Origin of the sequence: Pseudarthrobacter defluvii, from assembly GCF_030816725.1 — a bacterium.
Taxonomy (GTDB): domain Bacteria; phylum Actinomycetota; class Actinomycetes; order Actinomycetales; family Micrococcaceae; genus Arthrobacter; species Arthrobacter defluvii_A.
Window position 1 is genome coordinate 4,418,414 of record NZ_JAUSYG010000001.1, and the last position, 23,765, is coordinate 4,442,178.

Annotated in this window: 20 protein-coding genes and 1 pseudogene; 13 read left to right on the plus strand and 8 right to left on the minus strand. The window is 67.2% G+C overall.

Annotated features, from left to right (window positions below; translation table 11 throughout):
* Window positions 1-101: 101 nt before the first annotated feature.
* From QF031_RS20650 to QF031_RS20660, 3 genes are read right to left on the minus strand one after another with little or no spacing between them, the layout of a single operon-like run.
* The gene (locus QF031_RS20650) at window positions 102-1,592 is read right to left on the minus strand and encodes an aldehyde dehydrogenase family protein (protein ID WP_307432657.1); all 1,491 of its coding nucleotides are present in this window, start codon (window positions 1,590-1,592) and stop codon (window positions 102-104) included.
* Between the two features lie 46 nt (window positions 1,593-1,638).
* Window positions 1,639-2,604, minus strand: a complete 966-nt coding sequence (locus tag QF031_RS20655; RefSeq protein ID WP_307432661.1) for a VOC family protein — start codon at window positions 2,602-2,604, stop codon at window positions 1,639-1,641.
* A gap of 34 nt (window positions 2,605-2,638) precedes the next feature.
* Entirely contained in the window at window positions 2,639-3,736 is a 1,098-nt protein-coding gene (locus tag QF031_RS20660; RefSeq protein WP_307432664.1) for a 4-oxalomesaconate tautomerase, read from the minus strand.
* Between the two features lie 242 nt (window positions 3,737-3,978).
* Between QF031_RS20660 and ligM the strand changes: the two genes are divergently transcribed.
* Together ligM and QF031_RS20670 are read left to right on the plus strand one after the other, a co-directional pair.
* The gene (gene ligM, locus QF031_RS20665) at window positions 3,979-5,391 is read left to right on the plus strand and encodes a vanillate/3-O-methylgallate O-demethylase (protein ID WP_307432666.1); all 1,413 of its coding nucleotides are present in this window, start codon (window positions 3,979-3,981) and stop codon (window positions 5,389-5,391) included.
* Entirely contained in the window at window positions 5,381-6,217 is an 837-nt protein-coding gene (locus QF031_RS20670; RefSeq protein WP_307432669.1) for an NAD(P)-binding domain-containing protein, read from the plus strand. Before ligM ends, QF031_RS20670 begins: the two co-directional genes overlap by 11 nt.
* A 29-nt stretch (window positions 6,218-6,246) precedes the next feature.
* Here QF031_RS20670 and QF031_RS20675 read toward each other — a convergent pair whose 3' ends face one another.
* The 4 genes and pseudogenes from QF031_RS20675 to QF031_RS20690 form a co-directional block, all read right to left on the minus strand.
* Complete coding sequence (locus QF031_RS20675; protein WP_307432671.1) at window positions 6,247-6,483, minus strand: hypothetical protein; 237 nt, start codon at window positions 6,481-6,483, stop codon at window positions 6,247-6,249.
* Window positions 6,484-6,589: 106 nt separating this feature from the next.
* Window positions 6,590-7,840: a pyridoxal phosphate-dependent aminotransferase gene (locus QF031_RS20680; protein WP_307432674.1), complete on the minus strand. Its 1,251-nt coding sequence runs from the start codon at window positions 7,838-7,840 to the stop codon at window positions 6,590-6,592.
* Between the two features lie 39 nt (window positions 7,841-7,879).
* The gene (locus QF031_RS20685; RefSeq protein WP_307433550.1) at window positions 7,880-9,574 is read right to left on the minus strand and encodes an alpha-amylase family protein; all 1,695 of its coding nucleotides are present in this window, start codon (window positions 9,572-9,574) and stop codon (window positions 7,880-7,882) included.
* 84 nt (window positions 9,575-9,658) lie between these two features.
* Window positions 9,659-10,612: pseudogene (locus tag QF031_RS20690) on the minus strand (TIGR03885 family FMN-dependent LLM class oxidoreductase); the annotation flags it as partial.
* A 164-nt stretch (window positions 10,613-10,776) separates the two neighbouring features.
* Between QF031_RS20690 and QF031_RS20695 the strand changes: the two are divergent.
* Entirely contained in the window at window positions 10,777-11,700 is a 924-nt protein-coding gene (locus QF031_RS20695) for an AEC family transporter (RefSeq protein WP_307432676.1), read from the plus strand.
* 52 nt (window positions 11,701-11,752) lie between these two features.
* A complete protein-coding gene (locus QF031_RS20700) occupies window positions 11,753-12,841 on the plus strand; it encodes an ATP-dependent DNA ligase (RefSeq protein WP_307432679.1) in 1,089 nt (362 codons plus the stop codon).
* Between the two features lie 157 nt (window positions 12,842-12,998).
* On the opposite strand, the gene QF031_RS20705 is transcribed toward QF031_RS20700, so the two are convergent.
* Window positions 12,999-14,318 carry an MFS transporter gene (locus QF031_RS20705; RefSeq protein WP_307432682.1) on the minus strand — a complete coding sequence of 440 codons (1,320 nt, stop codon included), beginning with the start codon at window positions 14,316-14,318 and terminating at the stop codon, window positions 12,999-13,001.
* Between the two features lie 231 nt (window positions 14,319-14,549).
* Here QF031_RS20705 and QF031_RS20710 point away from each other — a divergent pair, with 231 nt between their 5' ends.
* The 9 genes from QF031_RS20710 to QF031_RS20750 all read left to right on the plus strand — a co-directional run bounded on the left by QF031_RS20710 (window position 14,550) and on the right by QF031_RS20750 (window position 23,765).
* A complete protein-coding gene (locus QF031_RS20710) occupies window positions 14,550-15,404 on the plus strand; it encodes an IclR family transcriptional regulator (protein ID WP_307432685.1) in 855 nt (284 codons plus the stop codon).
* A 155-nt stretch (window positions 15,405-15,559) separates the two neighbouring features.
* On the plus strand, window positions 15,560-16,441 hold the full coding sequence (locus QF031_RS20715; protein ID WP_307432689.1) for a shikimate dehydrogenase: 882 nt from the start codon (window positions 15,560-15,562) through the stop codon (window positions 16,439-16,441).
* Window positions 16,441-18,327 carry a bifunctional sugar phosphate isomerase/epimerase/4-hydroxyphenylpyruvate dioxygenase family protein gene (locus QF031_RS20720; RefSeq protein WP_307432691.1) on the plus strand — a complete coding sequence of 629 codons (1,887 nt, stop codon included), beginning with the start codon at window positions 16,441-16,443 and terminating at the stop codon, window positions 18,325-18,327. The genes QF031_RS20715 and QF031_RS20720 overlap by 1 nt, the downstream gene beginning before the upstream one ends.
* Before the next feature lie 68 nt (window positions 18,328-18,395).
* Complete coding sequence (pcaH, locus tag QF031_RS20725; protein ID WP_307432694.1) at window positions 18,396-19,280, plus strand: protocatechuate 3,4-dioxygenase subunit beta; 885 nt, start codon at window positions 18,396-18,398, stop codon at window positions 19,278-19,280.
* 5 nt (window positions 19,281-19,285) lie between these two features.
* On the plus strand, window positions 19,286-19,843 hold the full coding sequence (gene pcaG / locus QF031_RS20730; RefSeq protein WP_307432696.1) for a protocatechuate 3,4-dioxygenase subunit alpha: 558 nt from the start codon (window positions 19,286-19,288) through the stop codon (window positions 19,841-19,843).
* Window positions 19,840-21,312: a lyase family protein gene (locus tag QF031_RS20735; protein ID WP_307432699.1), complete on the plus strand. Its 1,473-nt coding sequence runs from the start codon at window positions 19,840-19,842 to the stop codon at window positions 21,310-21,312. Before pcaG ends, QF031_RS20735 begins: the two co-directional genes overlap by 4 nt.
* On the plus strand, window positions 21,305-22,123 hold the full coding sequence (locus tag QF031_RS20740; RefSeq protein ID WP_307432704.1) for an alpha/beta fold hydrolase: 819 nt from the start codon (window positions 21,305-21,307) through the stop codon (window positions 22,121-22,123). The genes QF031_RS20735 and QF031_RS20740 overlap by 8 nt, the downstream gene beginning before the upstream one ends.
* The gene (pcaC, locus tag QF031_RS20745) at window positions 22,120-22,548 is read left to right on the plus strand and encodes a 4-carboxymuconolactone decarboxylase (protein WP_307432707.1); all 429 of its coding nucleotides are present in this window, start codon (window positions 22,120-22,122) and stop codon (window positions 22,546-22,548) included. Before QF031_RS20740 ends, pcaC begins: the two co-directional genes overlap by 4 nt.
* The gene (locus QF031_RS20750; protein WP_307432710.1) at window positions 22,545-23,765 is read left to right on the plus strand and encodes a thiolase family protein; all 1,221 of its coding nucleotides are present in this window, start codon (window positions 22,545-22,547) and stop codon (window positions 23,763-23,765) included. Before pcaC ends, QF031_RS20750 begins: the two co-directional genes overlap by 4 nt.

A 23,765-nucleotide genomic window follows, 5' to 3' on the forward strand; every position in this document is an offset into this window, starting at 1 on the left:
CGGGTGCAGCGGTGCGCCCAACTCCCACATTACCTATGCGCATAGGTAATGTCGATAGCTATTTGCCCGCCCCGTCCGGCTCCCCGCAGCCCGCCCCGCCGCTACCCTTCCGTTGCTTCGGACTCAAGGTGGGCGATGGCACGGGTGTCCTGGAAGGCCCGCACGCCTTCGATGCCCTGTTCCCTGCCCATGCCGGACTGCTTCATGCCGCCGAAGGGTGCTCGAAGGTCCAGCCGCGTTGCACCGTGGTCATTGACCCAGACGTAGCCGCACACCAGGCGCCCGCCGACCCGGTCAGCGGCGGCCGGGTCGGCGGTCCATACCGAGCCGCACAGGCCCGCCCAGCTTGCGTTCGCCGCCTGCACTGCCTCTTCCTCCGTGTCGAAGGGGATCAGGGGAATGACGGGTCCGAACTGTTCCTGGGTGACAACCCGCAGCGAGGGGTCGGGGTCGATTACCAGCGCCGGCCGCAGGAAGTTCCCGCCCTGCAGTTCAGGATCCCCGGGGAGTGTGCCGAACTCCCTGACATCGGCCCCTGCTTCCTTGGCCTCCTCGATAAGTTCAGCCACAAAGGCCTTCTGGACGGGCGAGTGCAGCGGGCCCATGGTGGTTCCCTCGTCCAACCCGTAGCCGATGACCGCCTTTTCAAGCCGTTGCGAGAGCCCCGCCACCACCTCGTCCAGCCGCGAACGGTGGACGTAGACCCGCTTAGCGTTCATGCAGATCTGGCCGGTGGTGTCGAAGATGGCGGCGTAGAGCCGGTCAAGGTGCGTGTCATCAAGGACCGCGTCCGCGAGGATGACGGCGGCGTCGTTTCCGCCCAGTTCAAGCGTTACCCGGGTGAGTGACTTTGCAGCCATTTCCATGATGCGCTTGCCGCCGCCCACGCTTCCCGTGAAGCAGACCTTGGCGATGTCCGGGCTGGTGATGAGCGCAGCCATGTCCGCGTCCTTGCCGGTCACCACGTTCAGCACTCCTGGCGGCAGTTTTTCGGCAATCCGCTGGACCACGCGCGTCGTTGCCAGGGGCGCGGTGGGTGGCGGCTTAACGATTGCCGTGTTCCCTGCCAGCAGCGCGTGCGGCAGCGAAGCCGCGAGGATGGCAATGGGCCAGTTGAATGGCACGATGACCGTCACCACGCCCAGGGGCTGGAAGGTGACTGAGGTGGAGACCGGAATGCCGGGCGCGGGCGGCAGCACCTTGGCGTTGTCGACGTCGGGAGCCAGTTCCAGGGCGAGGTTCCACCTGATCTCGAACACCAGGGAGTCCACCCAGGCTTCCATGCGGATCTTTCCGTTTTCCTGCGACAGGATGGCGGCATCCTCATCCCGGAAGTCGGCAATGCCCTCCAGTGCTTGGCGCAGCTGCTCCGAGCGCTCCTGCGCGCTCAGTGCTGCCCACGCCGGGTAGGCGACCTTTGCTGCGGCGATGGCGTCCTCGACGTCGGCCGGACCGGCTGCCGCGGCGTGGCCGACGATGGTGCCGGGCTTGCCCGGATCGGCAATGTCCATGGTGGCGGCGGCCTGCCGTTCTGAGCCTCCGATATAGAGGCCGGTGGTCACCGGGGCGGACGTGTCCACTGTGTTGGTCATGATGATGCACCTCTCTGTGCGGTACTGCCGGGATCCTTTAATTTTCTCACTGGCGGACGTTTGGCGTTCCGTGCGTGTGGAACGTCTCGATGGTCTTCATGCCCCACGCCTGGCCTTTCCTGCGCTCCTCCTGGCTCCACTCCACCACTGGCGAGTCCGGGTCCAGCAGCAGGCGGGCCCCGGCGTTGGCCAGTTCGATCCGGTTGCCGCCGGGCTCCCAGACGTAGAGAAAGAATGTCTGGTTGATGGCGTGCTTGTGCGGCCCCGATTCAATGTGGATTCCGTTTTCAAGGAAGATGTCCGCGGCTTTGAGGATGTCCTCGCGGGTATCGGGGGCGAAGGCCACATGGTGGAGCCGGTTGCCGTGTTTGAGCCAGTCGTCCGAGTACACGATGTCGTAGGACTTGTTGTTGAAGTGGAACCACCAGGCGGCGTATCCTCCGTCGTCGAGCCGGATCCGCTCGCTTTCCCGCCCGCACAGGACGCCCGCCACGAATTCCCCGTTGGCCACGACGTCCTTGGCAAGGAAATTGATGTGGTCCAGCCGCCGGGCGTTGACGCCGCGGCCGGGGAAAGCGGACGCCTGGTTCTTCAACGCGGGCCTGTCGTCCGTGGCCACATACCGTTCCGTCCCGTAGTAGATGCCCATGAGGTGCCCGTCCGGGTCGCGGAAGGAGTACGTGGGCCCGGTCCCCACCTCCCCGTCCTCCCAGCCAATGCCCAGGCCGGCGGCTTCGATGGCGGCCACCCTGCGGTCCAGCGCCTCCTGGCTGGTGGTCCGGAAGGTGGTGCGGCCGACGCCGGCATCGGCCGAGGCGGTGAGCTTCAGTGTGTAGAGCTGGTATTCGTCCCAGGTCCGCAGGTAGGCGGACTTGGTGCCGGCGCTGCTGGTTTCCGCTACGACGCGCATGGCAAGCAGGTCGCGGAAGAACCAGAGGCTCTCTTCAAAGACGGGAGTCAGCAGTTCCACATTCCCCAGGTGGGCGATGTCGAACGAGGTATACCCGGTCATGGAGCTGTCCTCTCTAAGGGTTGCGGTGCGGGAGTCACAGGTGCGGCCGGGGGAAGACCCGCCCGTCAAAGATTTTCCGCGCCGTCCGAAGCGCGGTTGAGTGGCTCACCGTGTAGCCGTCCGGTGTGGCCTCCAGGGCCACCTCGACGTCGAAGTGGCCGGTGGGGTGTTCCACCCGGAAGGGGTCATCCGGTGCAGGCAGCGCCGCCAGGTCATGCCCCACGGATCCTTCAGCCAGTACTCCCGCCGCCACCGTGAGGGCTCCCAGCACGCCGATGGAGGTGTGGACGCGTACGGGGAGGAAACTGCGGGTGGCAATGGATCCGCCGGCCCGCGGCGGCGCCAGCAGTACCAGCTTGGGCACGGTGGCACCGCGGACATCTCCCATGCCCATCAATTCCGCCGCCGCGAGGCGAAGCCCGGCGAGGCGCTCAGCCAGGCCTTCGTTTGCCTCAAGGTCTGCAGGGGTTTCGTCTCCGGTCAGGCCCAGGTCGGCGGCGCGCATCAGGACGCTGGGCATCCCGTTGTCGACGCAGGTGATGTCCACCTCCTCCGCATGGTCCAGCACCTTGCCCGTGGGAAACAGGGCGCCCGTCGATGATCCTGCTGTGGCCTCGAAGGTGAGCCGGATGGGCGCCGCCGTCCCCGGAACGCCGTCGATTGCCACGGCGCACCCTGCCGCCGGGCCGCCGTCGTAATCCACCACCGCGCCGGGCGTGGCAAACCGCGCGGTGGCCGTGCTGCCCGTGTTCACCATCCGGATGCGGACCTCGGTGTGGCCGTCGGAGGGCTGCACCAGTCCCCGCTCGACGGCGAAGGGTCCCACGGCGGCCAGGATGTTTCCGCAGTTCTGCCGGCTGCTGACGAGTGCTGTGTCAACGCCGACCTGGAGGAAGAGGTAGTCCACGTCCGCGCCGGTGTCCGGAGAGGGGGAGATCACTGCAACTTTGCTGGTCAGGGGGTGTGCCCCGCCCAGCCCGTCCACCTGCCGCGGGTCCGGGGAGCCCATGATCCGCAGCAGGAGGTCGTCACGTTCCGTGGGATCCTGGGGCAGGTCCGAGGCGAGGAACAAGGCACCCTTGGAGGTTCCTCCGCGCATGAGGAGGCAGGGGATTCCCTCTGTTTCGGGCATTTGCAGCCTCGCGTTCCACGGCGGGCATGGTGCCTGGATGGCCCATGGTCAGTCCTTTTCCGGCGGACAGTGCCAGAAAACCATGCTCTGGAAGTCTGGTCAAGAGATCCGATACAATTTTGTTAGCAATCACGGGCTGGCCCTTTAGGGATGCCATTCGGCCGTGGACCGAACGATGGAGTTCAAGTGGGGCATCCGTTGGTGAAAGCTACCGCACTGACCTGAACCGAAGGAGAAAGCCGATGGCCCCGAAGTCCCTGCAGGATGTGCTTGATGCGGCGGGCAACACCGTTGAACTGCTGCACAATTCCCAACTCGGTACCTACATCTATCCGGTGGTCCCCGCCGAGTTCACCAACTGGCGGCGCGAGCAGCGGGCCTGGCGGGAAACGGCAGTGCTCTACGACCAGTCCCACCACATGGTCAACTTCTTCGTGAAGGGCCCCGACGCCCTGAAGCTCTTTTCGCATACGGGCATCAACAGCTTCACCAACTTCCCGGTGAATACGGCCAAACAGTTCGTTCCCACGGCCTCCAACGGCGGCGTGATTGGCGACGGCATCCTGTTCCACCTGGAAGAGCAGGAGTTTGTCTACGTGGGCCGGGCGCCGGCTGCCAACTGGCTCCAGTTCCACGCCGAAACCGGCGGGTACGACGTCGAATGCACCTACGATGACCGGTCCCCGTCGCGCCCCTACGGCGAGGCAGTCACCCGGAAGTACTACCGCTTCCAGATCCAGGGCCCCAGCGCCTGGCAGATCATCGAGAAGCTCAACGGGGGGACGCTTGAGCAGGTGAAGTTTTTCCACATGGGTCACCTGACCATCGCCGGGGAACAGGTCCGAACGCTGCGGCACGGCATGGCGGGGGCGCCGGGGCTGGAAATCTGGGGGCCATACGAACAGCACGGCAAAATCCGGGATGCAGTGCTCCAGGCCGGGGCTGGGTTCGGGCTTGAACCGTGCGGGTCGCGGGCCTACTCCTCGAACACCCTCGAATCGGGCTGGATCCCGTCACCGCTGCCGGCCATCTACAGCAGCGACGCCGAGCGCGCCTACCGTGAATGGCTGCCCGCAACAAGCTATGAAGCGGTCAACGCGCTCGCGGGCTCGTTCGTCTCCGGCAACATCGAGGACTACTACCTGACCCCCTGGGAACTCGGCTATGGCTCGTTCGTAAAATTCGACCACGACTTCATCGGACGCGACGCGCTCCAGCAGATCGACCCGGCTGCGCAGCGGAAAAAGGTGACCCTCGCCTGGAACGACGAGGACCTCGCCACCATCTGGGCGTCGTTCCTGGACCGCGACAAGCCCGGCTACCAGTTCTTCGACGTCCCCAACGCCAACTACGGGTCGTCAAACTACGACTCCGTCGTGGACGCCGACGGCACAGGAGTGGGCCTCTCGCTCTTCACCGGTGTCACCGCCAACGAACGCCGCGGCCTTTCGCTGGCCACGGTGGACCCCAACGTGGAGATCGGCACCGAGGTCCGCGTCATCTGGGGCGAGCCCGACGGCGGGTCCCGCAAAACCACCGTGGAACCGCACGAGCAGATCAGCGTGCGCGCGGTTGTCAGTCCGGCCCCCTACGCCGTCACCGCACGCACCGAGTACCACGGCGGCTGGCGGACCGCAGCCGCCGGTGCCAGGTAGGCCGGAGGGAACGGACGGCCGGTCCGTTGCCGTCCTGGGCCTGGGGGAAGCAGGAAGCATTTATGCCCGGGACCTGGCCGGGCGGGGATTGAAGGTTACAGCCACCGACCCCGCTGTCCCCGCCGTCCCGCCAGGGGTGGCGCGGGCCCGCGGGATCAGCGACGCGGTGGCGGGCGCCCACGTTGTGTTCAGCCTGGTTGGGGGACAGGCCGCGGAGGCCGTCCTTGTGGAGGCACTGGCCGCGATGGACCCGGGAGCCATCTTCGCGGACCTGAACACCGCAGGCCCTGCCCAAAAGCGGCAGCTTGCAGAAAGGGCAGCCCGGAGCGGTTTCCTTTTCGCCGACGTAGCCATCCTGGCGCCCGTTCCCCGCAGCCGGATCAGTTCGCCCCTGCTGGTCAGCGGCACGGGGGCGGATGAACTGGTGTCCCTCTTACCGGGATGGGGCATCCCGGCCACCAGCGCAGGCAGCGAGGCGGGTGCTGCGGCCGGACGAAAGCTGCTCCGCAGCGTGTTCATGAAGGGGCTGGCCGCAACCGTCCTGGAGTCGGTCACGGCCGCGGAGGCGGCAGGGGCACGGGACTGGATCATCACCCAGATCGCAGCGGAGCTGGGCCCGTCAGGCGACGTGCTCGTGGCGCGGCTGCTTGACGGCACGCGGCTGCATGCGGTGCGCAGGGAAATGGAGATGTCCGAGGCGCGGGATTTCCTCGACTCGCTCGGCGCCGCCCATCCGGTCACGGACGCCACCATCGAGTGGCTGCATTCGCTGGCGCATCACCGGCAGGACCAAGATGGGGGACAGGCTGCGGACAGTCCTTCCTGACTACGCCCGCAGCCCAACCTCCCCAGTTCCTACGCCACCCGCCAGACGCTGCACTCGTCCGTATTGATTGCCTTGCGGAGGCCGGTGAGGTGGTCAAGGATCCAGACGACGCCGATGCCCGGGGCGGTCTCCTGGACGCTGCCGCGACGGACCACCACATCGTCGTAGGACGGCCCCACCGAAAGGCGGGCTTCGATTTCGTCACCGCGGTGGAGCTGGTCCAGGGCGCGGATTCTGGTCACATTTGGGGTCGCTTTCGTCAACATTGGGGGCCTCCTGGCTGGAGCGGGTGCCGGCTCTTGCCTGCACTCACCAGTGTGGCCGCCCAATGTTGCGTGCCGGTTTCCCCGCTGTTAGGGACCGGTTAGTTCTTCACTCCGTCACTGTTTCCACCTCGAAGGCGGCCTCGCGGTTGCGGTAGGCGGCAAGGAACGTGGAGATCCGGCGGACCGCTTCCTCAATGTCCCGCACGGACGGCAGGATGACGAATCGGAAGTGGTCCGGTGTGGGCCAGTTGAAGGCCGAGCCGTGCGACACCAGGATTTTCTGGTCCCGCAGCAGGTCCAGGACAAACTGCTCGTCGCTGGCGATCGGATACAGCTCCGGGTCCAGGCGCGGGAACAGGTACATGGCGCCCGACGCCGGCACGCACGTTACGCCGGGGATGGCGGTGAGGAGCTTGTGGGCAAGGTCCCGCTGCTCCCGCAGCCGGCCGCCCGGCTGCACCAGCGCCTCAATGCTTTGGTACCCACCCAGGCAAGTCTGGATGGCGTGCTGCGCCGGAACGTTGGCGCACAGGCGCAGCGAGGCCAGCAGCTCCAGGCCCTCACGGTAGGCGGCCGTCGCGGCAAGCGGGCCGGTAATGGCCACCCACCCCGCGCGGTAGCCCGGCATGCGGTAGGCCTTGGACAGGCCGCTGAAGGTCAGGCAACAGACGTCCTCGGCCACCGCTGCGGTGTGGATGTGCCGGGCGTCCGCGTACAGCACCTTCTCATAGATCTCGTCCGAAAACAGGACCAGGTTGTGCTTCCGGGCCAGGGCCGCGAACTGCTCCAGGATGTGCCGCGGGTAGACGGCGCCGGTGGGGTTGTTCGGGTTGATGATCACGATGCCCTTGGTGCGGCTGGTGATTTTTGCTTCCACATCCGCCATGTCCGGCCACCAGTTCTCCGCCTCGTCGCAAAGGTAGTGCACGGGCTTGCCGCCGGTCAGGGTGACGGCAGCAGTCCACAGGGGGTAGTCCGGTGCCGGAACCAGGATCTGGTCGCCGTTCTCCATGAAAGCCTGGAGGCACATGGAGATCAGTTCGCTGACGCCGTTGCCGATCACGATGTCCTCGACCCCGATGTTCATCAGGCCGCGGGTCTGGTAGTACTGCGAGATGGCTGTGCGAGCGGTGAAAATGCCCTTGGAATCGCTGTAACCCTGGGCGCCCCGCAGGTGGTGGATCATGTCCACCACCACTGACTCCGGTGCTTCCAGCCCGAACGGGGCGGTATCGCCGAGGTTCATCTTCAGAATCCGGTGTCCTTCGGCCTCCATGTTCTTGGCGGCCTGGAGGATGGGTCCGCGGAGCTCGTACCGGACGTTCTGGAGTTTGCTGGAGTGCTGCATGGCGTGCATGGTTGATCTTTTCACAAAGTCCGACGCCGGACGGCCGGCTTACGGCGCCAGCCGGTCGCCTTTGCGGTGAACACGGAACCAGCGGTAGCCGTAGCGCCCCAGCTCCACGGTGAAGCTCCCGTCACGCTCCAGGGCGACGTTGCCGCCGTCGAACAGGTCCAGCAGCATGGCACCGCGGAAATCCCCTGATGGACCATCGTTCGCCCCCAAACTCCCGCTGACCTTCACCGGATCCTGGCCGAAGTTGTGCAGCAGCACCAGCGTCCCGCCGTCGGAACTGCAGGTATGGGCGAATACCGCGGGCTCACCCTGGTCGATGACCGCGAAACTGCCCCAGCCCAGCTCGGCTGCCTCGCGGTACCGGGCGATCAGCTTGGCCATGAAATTGAACAGGGACTCCGGGTCCCGCTTGGCGGCAGCGGCATTGACCCGGTCCGGCCCGTATTCCCCGCGCACCACCGGTGCCACCAGATCGGTGGTTTTGGCGTTTGAAAAACCGCCGTTCTTCTCGCTGTTCCACTGCATCGGAGTGCGGACGGCGGCGCGGCCCTTCTGCCGGAGGTCTTCGCCCATGCCGAGTTCCTCACCGTAGAACAGCACCGGGGTGCCGGGCAGGGAGAACATCAGGGCGTACACCATCCGCATGCGCTCCTGGTCCCCGTCGAGCATTGGCGGCAGCCTCCGCCGCAGTCCCCGCCCGTAGATCTGCATGGCCTTCTCCGGCCCGAACGCCGCAAAGACCTCCTGGCGCTCGCCGTCACTGAGCTTGTCCAGCGTGAGCTCGTCGTGGTTCCGCACGAACATGGCCCACTGGTTGTCCGGGTTGATCCGCGGCCTGCCCTTCAGTGTCTCCGCCAGGGGCCGCGCATCCTGCCGGGCCAGGGACAGGTAGAGGTGCTGCATGGACAGGAAATCGAACTGCATGTTCAGCTCGTTGCCCTCCACCCCGCCGAAGTACTCCAGCTGCTCCTTGTAGGACAGGTTCACCTCGCCCAGCAGCACCGCGCTGCCGTTGCGCCGGTCCAGGAAACTGCGCAGCGCCCTGAGGTAGCCGTGCGGGTTGATTTTGGCTGCCTGGTCCTTGGGTTCGCCCCTGGTCTCCAGGAAGAACGGCACGGCGTCCAGCCGGAAGCCGTCCAGTCCCAGTTCCAGCCACAGTCCCATGGCTTTGGCGATCTGGTCCCGGACCTGGGGATTGGTGACGTTCAGGTCCGGCTGGTACCTGGCGAACATGTGCAGGTACCACTCGCCGGTGGCCTCGTCCCGGGTCCAGAGCGAGTTCTCCTCCCCGGGGAACACCACCTCGGCGGAGGTGTCCGGGGGCGTGTCCTTCCGCCACACGTAGAAGTCGCGGTAAGGATTGTCCGTCGATTTCCTGGCCTCCACGAACCACGGATGCTGGTTGGAGGTGTGGTTGACCACGAAGTCCGCGATCACCCGCATCCCCCGGTCCTTCGCGGCGCGGATGAACTCCACCAGGTCACCCAGCGTGCCGAGCCGGGGGTCAACGTTGAAGAAATCCGTCACGTCGTACCCGTCGTCACGGTCGGGGGACGGGTAGAACGGCATCAGCCAGAGGCAGGTCACGCCCAGTGCAGCGAGGTAGTCCACGCGCTGGGTGAGGCCCGCGAAGTCACCGCAGCCGTCGCCGTCGTCGTCAAAGAAGGTCTCCACGTCCAGGCAGTAGATGACGGCGTTCTTCCACCACAGGTCGGACGTCTCCGCGATCCTCATTTCCGGAGCGTCCGACGCCGGAGCGGCAGCCGCGCGGACCAGCTGCGGTCCAGCGGGGATTCCGGCAGCCGCGGTTCCGCGGGTGCGCAGCTGCGGCAGGACGTCCGCAGCGAACGCGTCGATGAAGGGGGCCTGCTCCTGGCCCACGAAGTGCAGGTACAGCTCGTCGAAGCCCAACTCCGCGTACCCGCCCAGCCAGTCCACGTGCTCGGCGAGGCTGGCCGAGATGTTGACCGTGCCGCGGACCTGCTCCTCGCGCACATGCTCGCCCACGCCGTCGAAATGTCCCGCTGTGGGCAGGTCCCAGGGAATGGGAGGGGCAAAGGTGTTGGTCCGCCACTGGTCCAGGGCGATGGCCGCGGCTTCATCCCCGGTGCCGGCCCAGGACAGGTGCACCTGCAGCACGGCCTTCCCTTGGCCCCCGCTGTCGCGGTAGGCGGCCAGCATCTCGCGCAACTTGGGCGCCGGCTGGTTGACCGTGACCAGGCCGTCCGCCCAGGCCGCTGCCCGGCGTGCTGTTTCGACGCTGATGGCAGGTGCGATCAGGGGCGGTGGGGCGTCCGGGACCTCCCAGATCCGGGCCTGCTCCACTGTCACCAGGCCCCGGTGGGTGACTTCCTCGCCGCGGTGGAGGCGGCGGATCACGTCCACGCATTCCTCCAGGCGGTGCTGCCTGATGTCCTTCGGCGGCCACGCGTCCCCGGTGATGTGTTCGTTCATGTTTTCTCCGCTGCCCGGTGCGAGCCAGAACCTGCCGGGAAACATGCTGGCCAGCGTTGCGGAGGCGTGGGCGATGATCGCCGGGTGGTACCGCTGGCCCGGTGCCGTCACCACCCCGAACCGCAGGCCGGTGGTGGCCAGCGCCGCCCCCAGCCAGGACCACGCGAAGCCGGAATGCCCCTGCCGCGCGGACCACGGTTCGATGTGGTCGGAGCACATTGCCGCGTCGAAGCCTGCACGCTCCGCATGCTGGACGTCCTTCAATAACTGGCCGGGACCGATTTGTTCGTGGGAAGCGTGAAAGCCTACGGTAACCATCGTTAAGCTGTACCGTCCCGGAGCCGCGGTGTCGAGAGGCTTACCTGGGTAGCCGTGGTGGTTCGGCGGCACGCCCTGCGCTGCTTGTCCGATAAGTTTAGGACTTGTAGTACTTCATCCTGCTGCAGTGCAGGGTGCAACGGAACCGGAAGGAAGTACCCCACGTGGGCGGTGTGCTGATCGGACTGGCGGTGATCGGCGTCGTCATCGCCGTCGGATACGTCGCCGCGCGCTGCGGACTGGGCGACGAACCCACCATCTCGGCGTTGACCCGCACCGCCTTCTTCATCACCAACCCGGTGCTGCTCTTCACGGTGGTGCTGAAATCGGACCTCTCCGTGGTCTTTTCCGCCTATGTTCCGCTGGCCATGATCACCGCCGCTGTCACCGCACTGTTGTATGTGGCCGCCAGCCGCATCTGGTTCCGGAGGCCGCTGGCAGAAACCGCTGTCGGTGCCATGGCGGGGTCCTACGTCAACGCCAACAACATCGGCATCCCCATCACGCTCTACGCCCTGGGCGACGCCACCCCTGTCGCCCCGGTCCTGCTGGTCCAGCTGCTCCTTTTCGCCCCTTTGGTCCTGACGCTGCTTGACCTGTCCGAGGCGGGCCGGTTCTCTCCCCGGCTGATGCTGACACAGCCTTTCCGCAACCCCATGATCATCGCCTCGCTCCTGGGCGTGGTCCTGGCCGCATTCCACGTGCAGCTCCCGGCCCCGGTCATGGCGCCGCTGACGCTCCTGGGCGGTGCGGCGGTCCCGGTGGTGCTGCTGGCGTTCGGCATGTCACTGCACGGAACCAAAATGCTCAAAAGCGGCGGGCACACGGCCGAAATCCTCACTGCCACGGCACTCAAGTCCGCGGTCATGCCAGCGGTGGCGTTCGTCGTCGGACGCTTCCTGTTCAACCTGGACCACCGCATGCTTTTGGGCGTCGTGCTCATGGCGGCCCTTCCCTCGGCCCAGAACGTCTTCCTGTTTGCCAGTAAATACGGGCGAGGGGTGGCCGTGGCGCGTGACACCATCCTGCTCTCCACCGCGGCTGCTGCGCCTGTGCTGGTGCTGATCGTTTGGTTGCTGGCCGCCTGACGTCAGCGTGCCGCCCTACCGCCCGTGGCGCCGCCCGGGCAAGAATGGGCCTATGGAACTTCCAGTGATGCCGCCCGTCCCGCCCATGCTCGCCAAGGCCGTCAGCGGCATCGACGGCATTCCCGCGGGCGGGGACCTCAGTTACGAGCCCAAGTGGGACGGCTTCCGCTCCATCATCTTCCGGGACGGCGATGACCTGGAGATCGGCAGCCGCAACGAAAAACCCATGACCCGCTACTTTCCGGAACTTGTGGCGGCACTTAAGGAGAACCTGCCGCAGCGCTGCGTGGTGGACGGCGAGATCATCCTGATCGGCGGCTCCGGGGACCGGCTGGACTTCGACACCCTGCAGCAGCGGATCCACCCCGCCGCCAGCCGCGTGAAGTTGCTGGCCCAGCAAACCCCGGCCAGCTTCGTGGCCTTCGACCTCCTGGCCCTGGATGGTGATGACTACACGGGCAGGCCGTTCAGCGAACGGCGGGCAGCGCTGGAGAAAGCGCTCGCGGCCAGCAAGGCCCCGGTGCACCTGACGGCGGCCACCACGGACAGGGACACGGCCGGCCGGTGGTTCGAGCAGTTCGAAGGGGCCGGGCTGGACGGCATCGTGGCCAAGCGGCTGGACGGCAGGTATGAGCCGGACAAGCGGGTGATGTTCAAGGTCAAGCATGAGCGCACTGCGGACTGCGTGGTGGCCGGCTACCGGCTCCACAAGAGCGGGCCGGACGCCATCGGCTCGTTGCTGCTGGGCCTGTACAAGGACGACGGCGGCCTGGCCAGCGTGGGCGTGATCGGTGCCTTCCCGATGAAGCGGCGAAGGGAATTGTTCGAACAGCTCCAGCCACTGGTGACCGATTTCGAGGGCCACCCCTGGGCATGGGGCAAGCAGGAAGAGGGCGAGCGGACCCCGCGGAACGCCGAAGGCAGCCGGTGGAGCGGAACGAAGGACCTGTCCTTCGTTCCGCTCCGGCCCGAACTGGTGGTGGAGGTCCGCTACGACCACATGGAGGGTGACCGGTTCCGCCACACGGCCCAGTTCAACCGCTGGCGGCCGGACCGGGACCCGGAATCGTGCACCTACGAGCAGTTGGAGGAGCCGGTCAACTTCGACCTCGCCTCGGTGCTGGAGACCGGCCGGGGGTAGCGGCTGCTGGCGGGCGCCTGGCCTGGCGCCGTCGTCGTGCATTCCTGCCCGGTTGCTGTTGCCCAGCCCGGTGCAGCGGCACAGAAAAACCGCCACCCCTGGACCTTTCAGGAAGTGGCGGGCTTTCTTTGCGAAGTAACTGGGCTGGAGCGCGCTCCTACTTCAGGCCGAGCTGCTTTGTGGGGGTCCGGAAGGACTCCTTGGCGGTCAACGCCGACACGGCGGCGACGGCGCAGATGATGGCGGTGAAGATGCTGATCTGAACCCAGCCGCCGGGCTTGATTCCGCCCATGGCAGCGACGATGGCCGGGGCAAACCCTGCCATCAGGAAGCCCAGCTGGGTGCCGATGGCAAGGCCGGAAAAGCGGACCTTGGTGCTGAACATTTCGGCGTAGAAGGACGGCCAGACGGCGTTGGCTGCTGCGTAGCCACCGGAGAAGTAGCCGATGGCGGCCAGGAACATCAGCGGGACGCTGCCGGACTCCAGGCTCAGCAGGAACACGGGGGTCAGGAGTGCGCTGGCCAGGGCGCCGTAGATGAAGACCGGCTTGCGGCCGACCCTGTCCGCCAGCATTCCAAAGAGGGGCTGGGTGCCCAGGGCCACAATGTTGGCGGCCACCACCAGCCACAGGGTGGTGGTGCCGTCGACGCCGGCCACGGTCTTGGCATAGCTGATGGCCAGGGTGCCGAACACGGTGGAGACGGCGGCAATAAAGGCGCAGCAGATGACGCGCAGGACGTCCCGCCAGTGGCCCTTGAGCAGGTCCGCCACGGGAAGCTTGGCGATCTCGGCGTTCTTCCGGGCTTCCTCGAAGGCGGGCGGCTCGTGCAGGGTGCGGCGGATGAGGAACGCAACCACAACCACCACGGCGCTGAGCCAGAACGGGATGCGCCAGCCGATGCCGTACTTGATGTCATCCGGCAGGGCCAGGACGGGAATGAACACCAGGGCTGCGAGGATCTGGCCGCCCTGGGTGCCGGTGAGGGTCCAGGAGGTGAAGAAGGAACGGCGGTTGTCCGGGGCGTGCTCGAGGGTCATGGACGAGGCACCGGCCTGCTCGCCTGCGGCGGAGAGGCCCTGGCAGAGCCGGGCGATCACGAGCAGGGCCGGAGCCCACCAGCCGACGGTCTTGAAGTCCGGCAGGCAGCCGATCACGAAGGTGGAAGCTCCCATGAGCAGCAGCGTGAACATCAGGACCTTCCGGCGGCCCACGCGGTCACCGAAGTGGCCAAGGATTATCGCCCCGACCGGGCGCGCCACATAGGCGAAACCGAAGGTCGCGAAAGACATGATGGCCGCGTTCGTGTCGGCGTCCGGGAAAAAGACCTTGGGGAAGATGAGGGCGGCCGCGGATCCGAAGATGAAGAAGTCGTAATACTCGACGGCACTGCCCAGGAAGCTGGCGACGGCTGCCTTCTTGGGCGTGCCGGCGTGGGTGAGTGCACCCTCCCCGGCGGATGGAAGTGTCTGGCTCATGGTGTTCCTTTGATGTGACGACATTGTCGCGGATGGATCTGGTGGTCGCAGCCGCCGTTGCCTTGGTGCGGGCTGGGGATGCGGCTGGGAGTCCGGAAGAAGACCCGGCATTCGTAGCCACATGGTGGGAGCTACTTTTGCAATATAGAAACTATGGCTGTGAGTGCGGTCACGTGTCAAGAAAATAATCACCATCTAGAAGCAGCTCTCACAATGTGGCAATATTGAGGCATGAGTGTGAACCAAGCCACAGTGGACGATGACGTTCAGCCCGGGCCCCCAGACCCGGGGCAGTCCGATGGAGAGCCGAAGGCCGCCGGGAAGAAGGCGGCGGACCGGACCGACATGGTGGGAAAGGCGCTGGGCCTGCTGGTGCTGCTGGGGGAGGAGCCGCGCGGGGCCAGTGCCGCCGAGATATCACGCCGGGCGGAGCTGCCCTTCAGTACCACCTACCGCCTGCTGGGTTCCCTGGCGCGGGACGGCTTTGTGGACTATGAGCCGGATGGCCGCCGCTACCACCTGGGCCTTCGGGTCTTCCAGCTGGGCCAGCGCGTCTCCAACCACCACGGCTTCGCCGGGACCGCCATGCCCATCCTCCGCCGGGTCACCGAACAGACCGGCGAGGCCACCATCCTCAGTGTCCGGGACGGCCACCACCATCTGACCGTCAACAAGGTGGATGGACCCCAGATCTTCCGGGTCACCAGCGACCCCGGCCACCTGGGCTCCCTGTCCACCACCTCCGTCGGGAAGGTGCTGGTGGCGTTCGCCGAAGACGCGGAGCGGGAAAAGCTCCTGGCGGAGCTGCCCCTGGAGGCGCTCACTGCCAAGTCCATCACGGACCGAGACGCGTTCAGGGCTGAAATCGACAGGGTCCGTCTGCAGGGCTATGCCGTCATGGACGAGGAAAACGAGGCCGGCATGCGGGCTGTGGCCGTCCCGCTGCTCAACAGCCAGGGGCATGCCTTCGCCTCGCTGGCAACCGCAGTGCCGGTCTTCCGAATGGGACTTGAGGAGCTGGTGGCGCACGTTCCCGTCCTCCAGGAGGCCGCCGCAGAGTTGGCAGCAAGGCTGCCGCAGCGCTAGCAGGCCGCGCGGGCCGCGGCTTTGTGACAACACTTTTGTTCGTATCTAGAACATCAGTGCGATAAGTGAACATCTGATGTACCGTAATCCCTATCACCCCGCAGCGCGGCCCGAGTTCCGCCGCTGCCCGGTGCCGTACCAAAGGAGCTGCACGCATGAGCAATCGAACTGAGTCCTACCTGGTGGGACTGGTTGGTGATGGTGTGATGCCATCGCTCACGCCGCCCATGCACGAACGGGAAGGTGACGTGCAGGGCCTGCGCTACCTGTACCGGCCCATCGACCTGCTGGAGCTCGGGCTGACAGGGGAATCGGTCGGCGCCATCCTGCACAGCGCCCGAACCCTGGGCTTCAACGGCCTGAACATCACCCACCCCTGCAAGCAGCTGGTCCTGCAGCACCTGGACGAAGTGAGCCCCGACGCCCGCCGCCTTGGCGCCGTCAACACGGTGGTGATCCGCGACGGCCGCTTCATCGGCCACAACACCGATTTCTCCGGCTTTGGTGCCGCCCTGGCTGCCGGCCTCCCGGGGGCGCGCCTAAACCGGGTGGTGCAGCTTGGCGCCGGCGGCGCCGGATCCGCCGTCGCCTACGCCCTGCTGGGCGCCGGCGTGCAAACGCTTGACCTGGTGGACATGGACCCGGTCAGGGCGGCCGCGCGGGCAGCCGAACTGCAGGGCTTTTTCCCGGACAGCACCGTCACGGCGGGTACGACGGCGGAGCTGCCGCAGCTGATGCGCCTGGCCGACGGTCTGGTGCACTGCACCCCGGTGGGCATGGCAGCCCACCCCGGCGTCCCCCTGGACCTGGACCTGCTGGAGCCCCGGCACTGGGTGGCGGACATCGTATACCGCCCCATCGACACCGAACTGGTCCGCGGCGCCCGCGCCAAGGGCTGCGAGGTCCTGGACGGCGGCCGGATGGCAGTAGGCCAGGCCGCCGACGCGTTCCGGATCTTCACCGGCCTGGACGCTGATTCGGACCGGATGCGCAGCCACTTCCTGGAACTTGTGGCCGCCGAGGAGGTGGCCGCCTGATGCGCACCGGAATCGCCACCGTCTGCCTCTCCGGCACCCTGAAGGAAAAGATGCAGGCCTGCGCCATCGCCGGCTTCGACGGCATTGAAATCTTTGAGCAGGACCTGGTCACCTCGCCGCTCAGCCCGGAGGACGTGCGGAAGATGGCCGCGGACCTGGGGCTCGGCCTGGACCTCTACCAGCCGTTCCGGGATTTCGACGGCGTCACCCCGGACCTGCTGAAGGCCAACCTCCGGCGTGCGGAGGCAAAGTTCAAGCTGATGGCGCGCCTGGGCATGGACACCATCCTGGTGTGCTCCAACGTTGCCACCGCCACCATCGACGACGACGGTGTCCGCGCCGAACAGCTGGCGCAGCTTGCCAACCTGGCCGGGGACCACGGCGTCAAGGTGGCCTACGAGGCCCTGGCGTGGGGCAAGTACGTCAACGACTACGAGCACGCCTACCGCCTGGTGGAGATGGTGGACCACCCCAACCTGGGGACCTGCCTGGACTCCTTCCACATCCTGAGCCGGGACTGGGAAACCTCCCACATCGAGGCCTTCAACCCCGAAAAGATCTTCTTCGTCCAGGTGGCGGATGCCCCCAAGCTGTCCATGGACGTCCTCTCCTGGAGCCGCCACTACCGGGTGTTCCCGGGCGAGGGGCAGTTCGAGCTGGCCAAGTTCATGGGCCACGTGGTGCGTGCCGGCTACACCGGTCCGGTCTCGCTCGAGGTTTTCAACGACGTCTTCCGACAGTCCGACGTTGAGCGCACTGCCGTGGATGCAATGCGCTCGCTGATCTGGCTGGAGGAGCAGAGCGCCAAGTGGCTCGCGGACAATGCCGGGAACGCCGCGGAAGGGGCGCCGGGCAGCGCCGGTGCGCTCCGCCGTCGTTATCCCATGGAACTGGCCACCCTGCCCAAGGTGAACGAACCCGCCGGCTTCAACTTCGCGGAGGTGAAGGCGGACGACACCGCCCAGCTGGAGAGGCTCCTTGGGCAGCTGGGCTTCGCGTTCGAGGGCCGGCACCGCACCAAGGACGTCCAGCTGTGGACCATGGGCCAGGCGCGGGTGATCATCAACGAACAGGCGGCGCAGCATGCCGAGCCGGCCATCGCCGCGCTGGGGTTCGACGTCGATTCCCCCGTGATTGCCTCCGCCAGGGCCCAGCAGCTCAAGGCGCCCGTGGTGGCCCGCAAGGTCCAGGCGGACGAGGAAGTGTTCCAGGGCATCGCCGCGCCGGACTCCACGGAGATCTTCCTCTGCCAGGGCAGCCCGGACGGTACGGCGGCCTGGACGCATGAGTTCGGCGAAGGACTCGAACACCTCTCCGCCGGACCCACTGCTGTGATCGACCACGTGAACCTGGCCCAGCCGTGGCAACACTTCGACGAGGCTGTCCTCTTCTATACCAGCGCCCTCGCCCTGGAGCCCCAGCCGTTCGCCGAGGTGCCCAGCCCCAGCGGCCTGGTGCGCTCGCAGGTCATGCAGACCTCTGACGCCGCGGTGCGGCTTGTCCTGAACCTGGCCCCGATCCAGCAGGCCCGCAGCGAGGTGCGCAAGACCTACCAGGAGCACATCGCCTTCGCTGTCGATGACCTGGTGGCCACCGCCCGGGCCGCCCGGGAGCGGGGCCTGAAGTTCCTGCAGATCCCGGCCAATTACTACGAGGACCTGGACGCCCGGTTCGACCTGGACCCGGAGTTCCTTGCCACCCTGCAGGAGCTCAACCTGCTGTTCGACCGGGACGCGGAGGGCGAATTCCTGCACTTCTATACCGCCACCGTGGGCAGCGTGTTCTTCGAAATGGTGGAACGCCGCGGCGGCTATGACGGCTACGGCGCCCCCAACGCCCCGGTGCGGCACGCCGTCCAGTACGACTCGCTGCACCGCACCACCTAGTGCCGCACCCCTTGAACCAGACCCAAGAAACCAAGCAAGAAACCGAACAGATCAGAAAGGAGCCAGCCGTGGAAGACATCAACGCCGAGCTGGAGTCGGAGGAGCTCGTGCCCCCGGCCGAACCGAAGGCTGCCCACCAGCCCCTGGACAAGGCCATCGAGTCGCAGGCAGATCTCAGTGCAGAGATCACCGCCATCGGCGAGGCCTACCGGCGCGCCCTCAAGGACGGCGGCCAGCCGGAGATCCAGCCCCGGCTGGACTACCCGCCGTACCGCAGCAGCATCCTGCGCCACCCCACCAAGAGCCTGCAGCACGCGGACCCGGAAACCATCGAGCTCTACTCGCCGGCGTTCGGACACCAGGACGTGCACGCCCTGGAATCGGACCTGACCATCCAGCACAACGGCGAACCGCTGGGTGAGCGGATCATCGTGACCGGCAAGGTCCTGGACGGCGACGGCCGCCCGGTGGCGGGCCAGCTCGTGGAGATCTGGCAGGCCAACTCCTCCGGCCGCTACATCCACAAGCGTGACCAGCACCCCGCGCCCATCGACCCCAACTTCACCGGCATCGGCCGCTGCATCACCGGCCCGGACGGCTCCTACCGGTTCATCACCATCAAGCCCGGCGCCTACCCGTGGAAGAACCACCTGAACGCCTGGCGGCCGGCGCACATCCACTTCTCACTGTTCGGCACCGAGTTCACCCAGCGGATCATCACCCAGATGTACTTCCCCGGCGACCAGCTGTTCCCGCTGGACCCGATCTACCAGACCATCGTGGACCAGGACGCGCGCGACCGGCTGGTGGCCACCTATGACCACAGCATCACCGAACCCGAATGGGCCCTGGGCTACAACTGGGACATCGTCCTGACCGGTCCCAAGCGGACCTGGACCGAAAACGAGGCGTTTGGTACGGCAGGCGACAGCATTGATGAGGCAGGAGAGTAGGAAAGATGAGCACCAAACTGGTACCCACCCCCGGCCAGACCGTGGGCCCGTTCTACGGCTATGCGCTCCCGTTCGAGAAGGACAACGAGCTGCTCCCTCCCGGGTTCCCCGGCTCCATCCGCCTGCAGGGCACGGTCTATGACGGCGCCGGCCACACCATCCCTGACGCCATCCTGGAAATCTGGCAGCCCGATGCGGACGGCAAGGTTGTCCAGCGCACCGGCTCCCTGGTCCGTGACGGCTACACCTTCACCGGCTGGGGCCGCGGCGCCGTGGGCAACTCCGGCGTTTACACCTTCACCACCGTCGACCCCGGCCCCACGAAGCCCGGGGCGGCGCCGTTCATCTCGGTGGCGCTCTTTGCCCGCGGCCTGACCAACCGGCTGTTCACCCGCATCTACCTGCCGGAGGACACCGAGGCCCTGGCCAACGACCCCCTGCTGGGCTCGCTCGATCCGGAGCGCCGCAACACACTCATCGCCCGCCGCGACCCCGACGGCGGCCTCACCTGGGACATCCGCCTCCAGGGTGAGGGCGAGACGGTCTTCCTGGACTTCCAATGACCCACGCCGCCGCCCTGGGAGACTTGCGCGCCTTCGCGGAAGAGGCCGACGCCGGCCTGCTCAGTCCCGTCTCGGCCTCGCCTTTGGTGGCGGCGCTGACGGGGGACCGGGCAGTGCTGGGTGCCATCCTCGCCGTCGAAGCCGGCTGGGCTGCCGTGCTGCAACGGGCAGGCCTGGCACCTGCCGGTTCGGCCGCCGTCGTCGCCTCCGCCGCCGAGGCGGGGCGCTACGACCTGGCCGGTATTGCGCTGCGCGCCCAGGGCGGCGGCAACCCGGTGATTCCGGTGCTGGCAGACCTCCGGAAGAACGTCGCCGCGCTGGATACCGCCGGGGTGGGTGCGGCGAAGGCAGTGCACACGTCGCTGACCAGCCAGGACGTGCTGGATACCGCGCTTATGCTGCTGGCCCGCAACACCGTCCACGCGGTGCTCGCCGACCTGAAACGCACGACGGCGGCGCTCGCCGCCTTGGCAGGGCAGCATGCGGACACGCTGTGCGTGGGCAGGAGCCTGACGCAGCATTCGCTCCCTTATACCTTTGGGCTGCGGGCTGCTCAGTGGTTCCAGGGCGTGGCCGCCGCGGGCAGGCAGTTGGAGGTCCTGCAGTTTCCCGTCCAGTTCGGCGGGGCGGCGGGAACCCTCGCGGCCGGAACCGTGCTGACGGACGGCTCGTCCGCCACCCCCTTCACCCTTGCCGACACCCTGGCTGCCCAGTTGGGCCTGGCGCCCGCGGCGGCACCCTGGCACACCAACCGGCTGGCCATCACCTCACTGGGGCACTCGCTGGCTTCCGTGCTGGACGCGTTCGGCAAGATCGCCGCGGATGTGGCGTTCCTGAGCCGGCCCGAGGTGGCGGAACTCGGGGAACCCCGCGCTGCCGGCCGCGGTGTCTCTTCAGCCATGCCGCAGAAGCAGAATCCGGTGCTGTCCGTCCTGGTCCGCAGCGCCGCCCTGCAGGCGCCGCAGCTGGCTGCCCAGCTGCACACGGCCGCCGCCAACTTCAACGACGAACGTCCGGACGGAGCGTGGCACGCCGAGTGGCCCGCCCTGCGCCAGCTGCTGGCCCTGGCACTCGGCGCCGCCGGAAACATCCGCGAACTGGCCGAGGGGCTGCGGGTGTTCCCGGACGCGATGCGCCGCAACCTGGACCTGGCCGGCCCGCTGCTGCTGGCCGAAGGCGTGAACGCCGCCGTCGCTCCACTGCTCGAGGAGCGGGACGGCCGCAGCGGCAAGCAGCAGCTGCAGGACGTGGTGGACCGGACGCTGCAGGCGCCACCGGCGGAACAGGCCGCCACCTACCGCAAGCTGCTCCGCGAAGCCGTCCCCGCCGCCGTCGTCCCTGACACCCGGCTGGACGGGCTCCTGGACCCTGCGAACTACCTGGGCCAGGCGGCGGAGATCTCCCGCCGCATCCTGGCATCCTTTCCCGACTTTGTTTCCCCCGACGCGAATGGAGCTTCCCGTGGCTAAACCGGCCCTGAAGGCAGCGCTGCTGTCACCCCAGCGACCCCTCGGCGACCACCCCCTGCTGGTGGCGGGTCCGTCCCTCGGCACCTCCTCCATCCTGTGGAACAGGGTTGCGTCCCTGCTCGGCAACGACTTCGACGTGGTGGCCTGGGACCTGCCCGGCCACGGCGTCTCGCCCGCAGCCACCGAACCGTTCGACGTTGCCGCGCTTGCGGACGCCGTGGTTGACCTCGTCGACTCCATTGCCCCCGGCGGGAACTTCCACTACGCCGGCGTCTCGCTGGGCGGTGCCACCGGCCTGCAGCTGGGTATCAAGCACGGTGAGCGGCTGAAGAGCCTGTCCGTGCAGAACAGCGGCGCAAAGATCGGTACCCCGGAGGGCTGGCTTGAGCGCGCCGAAACGGTCCGCACCCAGGGCACCCCCGTCATGATCCAGGGCTCCGCGCAGCGCTGGTTCGCGCCGGGCTTTCTGGACCGGGAACCCGACTTCAGCAGCCGGCTCCTGCATGCCCTCCGTGACGCCGACCGCTTCAGCTACGCGTTCTGCTGCGAGGCGCTGGCCGCCTTTGACGTCCGGAACGAACTCGGCAGCATCCGGGTCCCCACACAGGTGATCGCGGGGGCGCTGGACGGCGTCGCCACCCCCGCCATGGCGGAGGAAGTGGCCGCCGGCATTACGGCGGGCAGCGGAACCGCCACTGCCGTGACCATCGAGGGGATCTCGCACCTGGCCCCCGCCGAGGCACCGGCGCACGTGGCAGACCTGATGCGCAGCCTGATCGGCTGGGCAGAATCACAGGAGGCCGCCCAGTGAGCGCAAACGATCCCCGCCACGGAGTGGTCCAGCCCGGCGCCACCAGCCAGGAGATTTACGACGGCGGCATGGCAGTCCGGCGCGAAGTCCTGGGCGATGCGCACGTGGACCGGGCCAACGCCAACAAGGATGAGTTCACCGAGGACTTCCAGGACATGATCACCCGCATCGCGTGGGGCGGCATCTGGACCCGGCCCGGCCTGACCCGCCAGATGCGCTCGGCCGTGACCATCACGGCCATGGTGGCGCACGGCCACTGGGAGGAGCTGGCCATGCACATCCGCGCTGCCCTCCGGAACGGCCTCAGCAGGGACGAGATCAAGGAAATCCTGCTGCAGACCGCCATCTACTGCGGAGTTCCCTCCGCCAACACCGCCTTCAAGACCGCCCAGCAGGTCTTTCGAGAAATGGATACCACCCCGTGAACCAGGCTTTTGTGTACGACGCTGTGCGCACCCCGTTCGGCAAGTGTGGCTCCGGCCTTGCCAGCGTCCGTCCGGACGATCTTGCCGCGCACGTGATCAAGGAATCCGTAAAGCGGGCGCCGTCCCTCGACGTTGAGCGGATCGATGAGGTGGTGTTCGGCAACGCGAACGGTGCCGGTGAGGAGAACCGCAACATCGCCCGGATGGGCACGCTGCTGGCCGGGCTCCCGGTTTCCATCCCGGGCACCACGGTGAACCGGCTCTGCGGTTCCTCCCTGGATGCCGCGATCATTGCCTCCCGCCAGATCAACGCCGGCGACGCGGACCTGATGCTCGTGGGCGGCGCGGAGTCGATGTCCCGCGCCCCGTGGGTTTTGCCGAAGACGGAGAAGCCGTACCCGGCCGGGGACATGACCCTGGCGTCCACCACGCTGGGCTGGCGCCTGGTGAACAAGGCCATGCCCAAGGAGTGGACCATCTCCCTGGGCGAGGCCACCGAGCGGCTGCGCGAAAAGTACGGCGTGACCCGCGAGGCGCAGGATGAGTTTGCCGCCGCCTCGCACAACCTGTCCGCCGCCGCTTGGGACGAAGGGTTCTATGACAACCTCGTGGCCCCGGTGCCCGGCACGGACCTGGTCCGGGACGAGGGCATCCGTCCCGGCAGCACCGCCGAAAAGTTGGCCGCGCTGAAAACCGTGTTCCGGAAAGAGCCCGAGGGCGCCGAGGTGGGCGGCACGGTCACCGCTGGCAACGCATCCCCGCTGTCCGACGGCGCCTCCGCGGCCTGGATCGGCAGCGAGGCTGCCGCCGGGCTGCTGGGGCTGGAGCCGCTGGCCCGGATCGCCGGGCGCGGCGCGCACGCCAACGATCCGCAGTACTTCGGCTACGCCCCCGTCGAGGCGGCGAACAAAGCCCTCGCAAAGGCGGGCATCAGCTGGGACCAGGTGGGCGCCGTCGAACTTAACGAAGCCTTCGCCGCGCAGTCCCTGGCCTGCATCAACGCCTGGGGCATCGACCACTCGATCGTGAACCGGCACGGCGGCGCCATCGCCATGGGCCACCCGCTGGGTGCTTCCGGGACCCGGATCCTGGGCACCCTTGCCCGGTCCCTGCAGGCCTCCGGCGAACGCTGGGGCGTGGCCGCCATCTGCATCGGCGTGGGCCAGGGCCTGGCGGTCGTGCTCGAGAACGTCACCGCTTCAAATGGAAGGGCCTAA

Coding starts and splice junctions, on each gene's coding strand:
- QF031_RS20650 (WP_307432657.1), bottom strand. CDS start 1,592: ATGACCAACACAGTGGACACGTCCGCCCCGGTGACCACCGGCCTCTAT.
- QF031_RS20655 (WP_307432661.1), bottom strand. CDS start 2,604: ATGACCGGGTATACCTCGTTCGACATCGCCCACCTGGGGAATGTGGAA.
- QF031_RS20660 (WP_307432664.1), bottom strand. CDS start 3,736: ATGCCCGAAACAGAGGGAATCCCCTGCCTCCTCATGCGCGGAGGAACC.
- ligM (WP_307432666.1), top strand. CDS start 3,979: ATGGCCCCGAAGTCCCTGCAGGATGTGCTTGATGCGGCGGGCAACACC.
- QF031_RS20675 (WP_307432671.1), bottom strand. CDS start 6,483: ATGTTGACGAAAGCGACCCCAAATGTGACCAGAATCCGCGCCCTGGAC.
- QF031_RS20680 (WP_307432674.1), bottom strand. CDS start 7,840: ATGCACGCCATGCAGCACTCCAGCAAACTCCAGAACGTCCGGTACGAG.
- QF031_RS20685 (WP_307433550.1), bottom strand. CDS start 9,574: ATGAGGATCGCGGAGACGTCCGACCTGTGGTGGAAGAACGCCGTCATC.
- QF031_RS20700 (WP_307432679.1), top strand. CDS start 11,753: ATGGAACTTCCAGTGATGCCGCCCGTCCCGCCCATGCTCGCCAAGGCC.
- QF031_RS20705 (WP_307432682.1), bottom strand. CDS start 14,318: ATGAGCCAGACACTTCCATCCGCCGGGGAGGGTGCACTCACCCACGCC.
- QF031_RS20710 (WP_307432685.1), top strand. CDS start 14,550: ATGAGTGTGAACCAAGCCACAGTGGACGATGACGTTCAGCCCGGGCCC.
- QF031_RS20715 (WP_307432689.1), top strand. CDS start 15,560: ATGAGCAATCGAACTGAGTCCTACCTGGTGGGACTGGTTGGTGATGGT.
- QF031_RS20720 (WP_307432691.1), top strand. CDS start 16,441: ATGCGCACCGGAATCGCCACCGTCTGCCTCTCCGGCACCCTGAAGGAA.
- pcaG (WP_307432696.1), top strand. CDS start 19,286: ATGAGCACCAAACTGGTACCCACCCCCGGCCAGACCGTGGGCCCGTTC.
- QF031_RS20735 (WP_307432699.1), top strand. CDS start 19,840: ATGACCCACGCCGCCGCCCTGGGAGACTTGCGCGCCTTCGCGGAAGAG.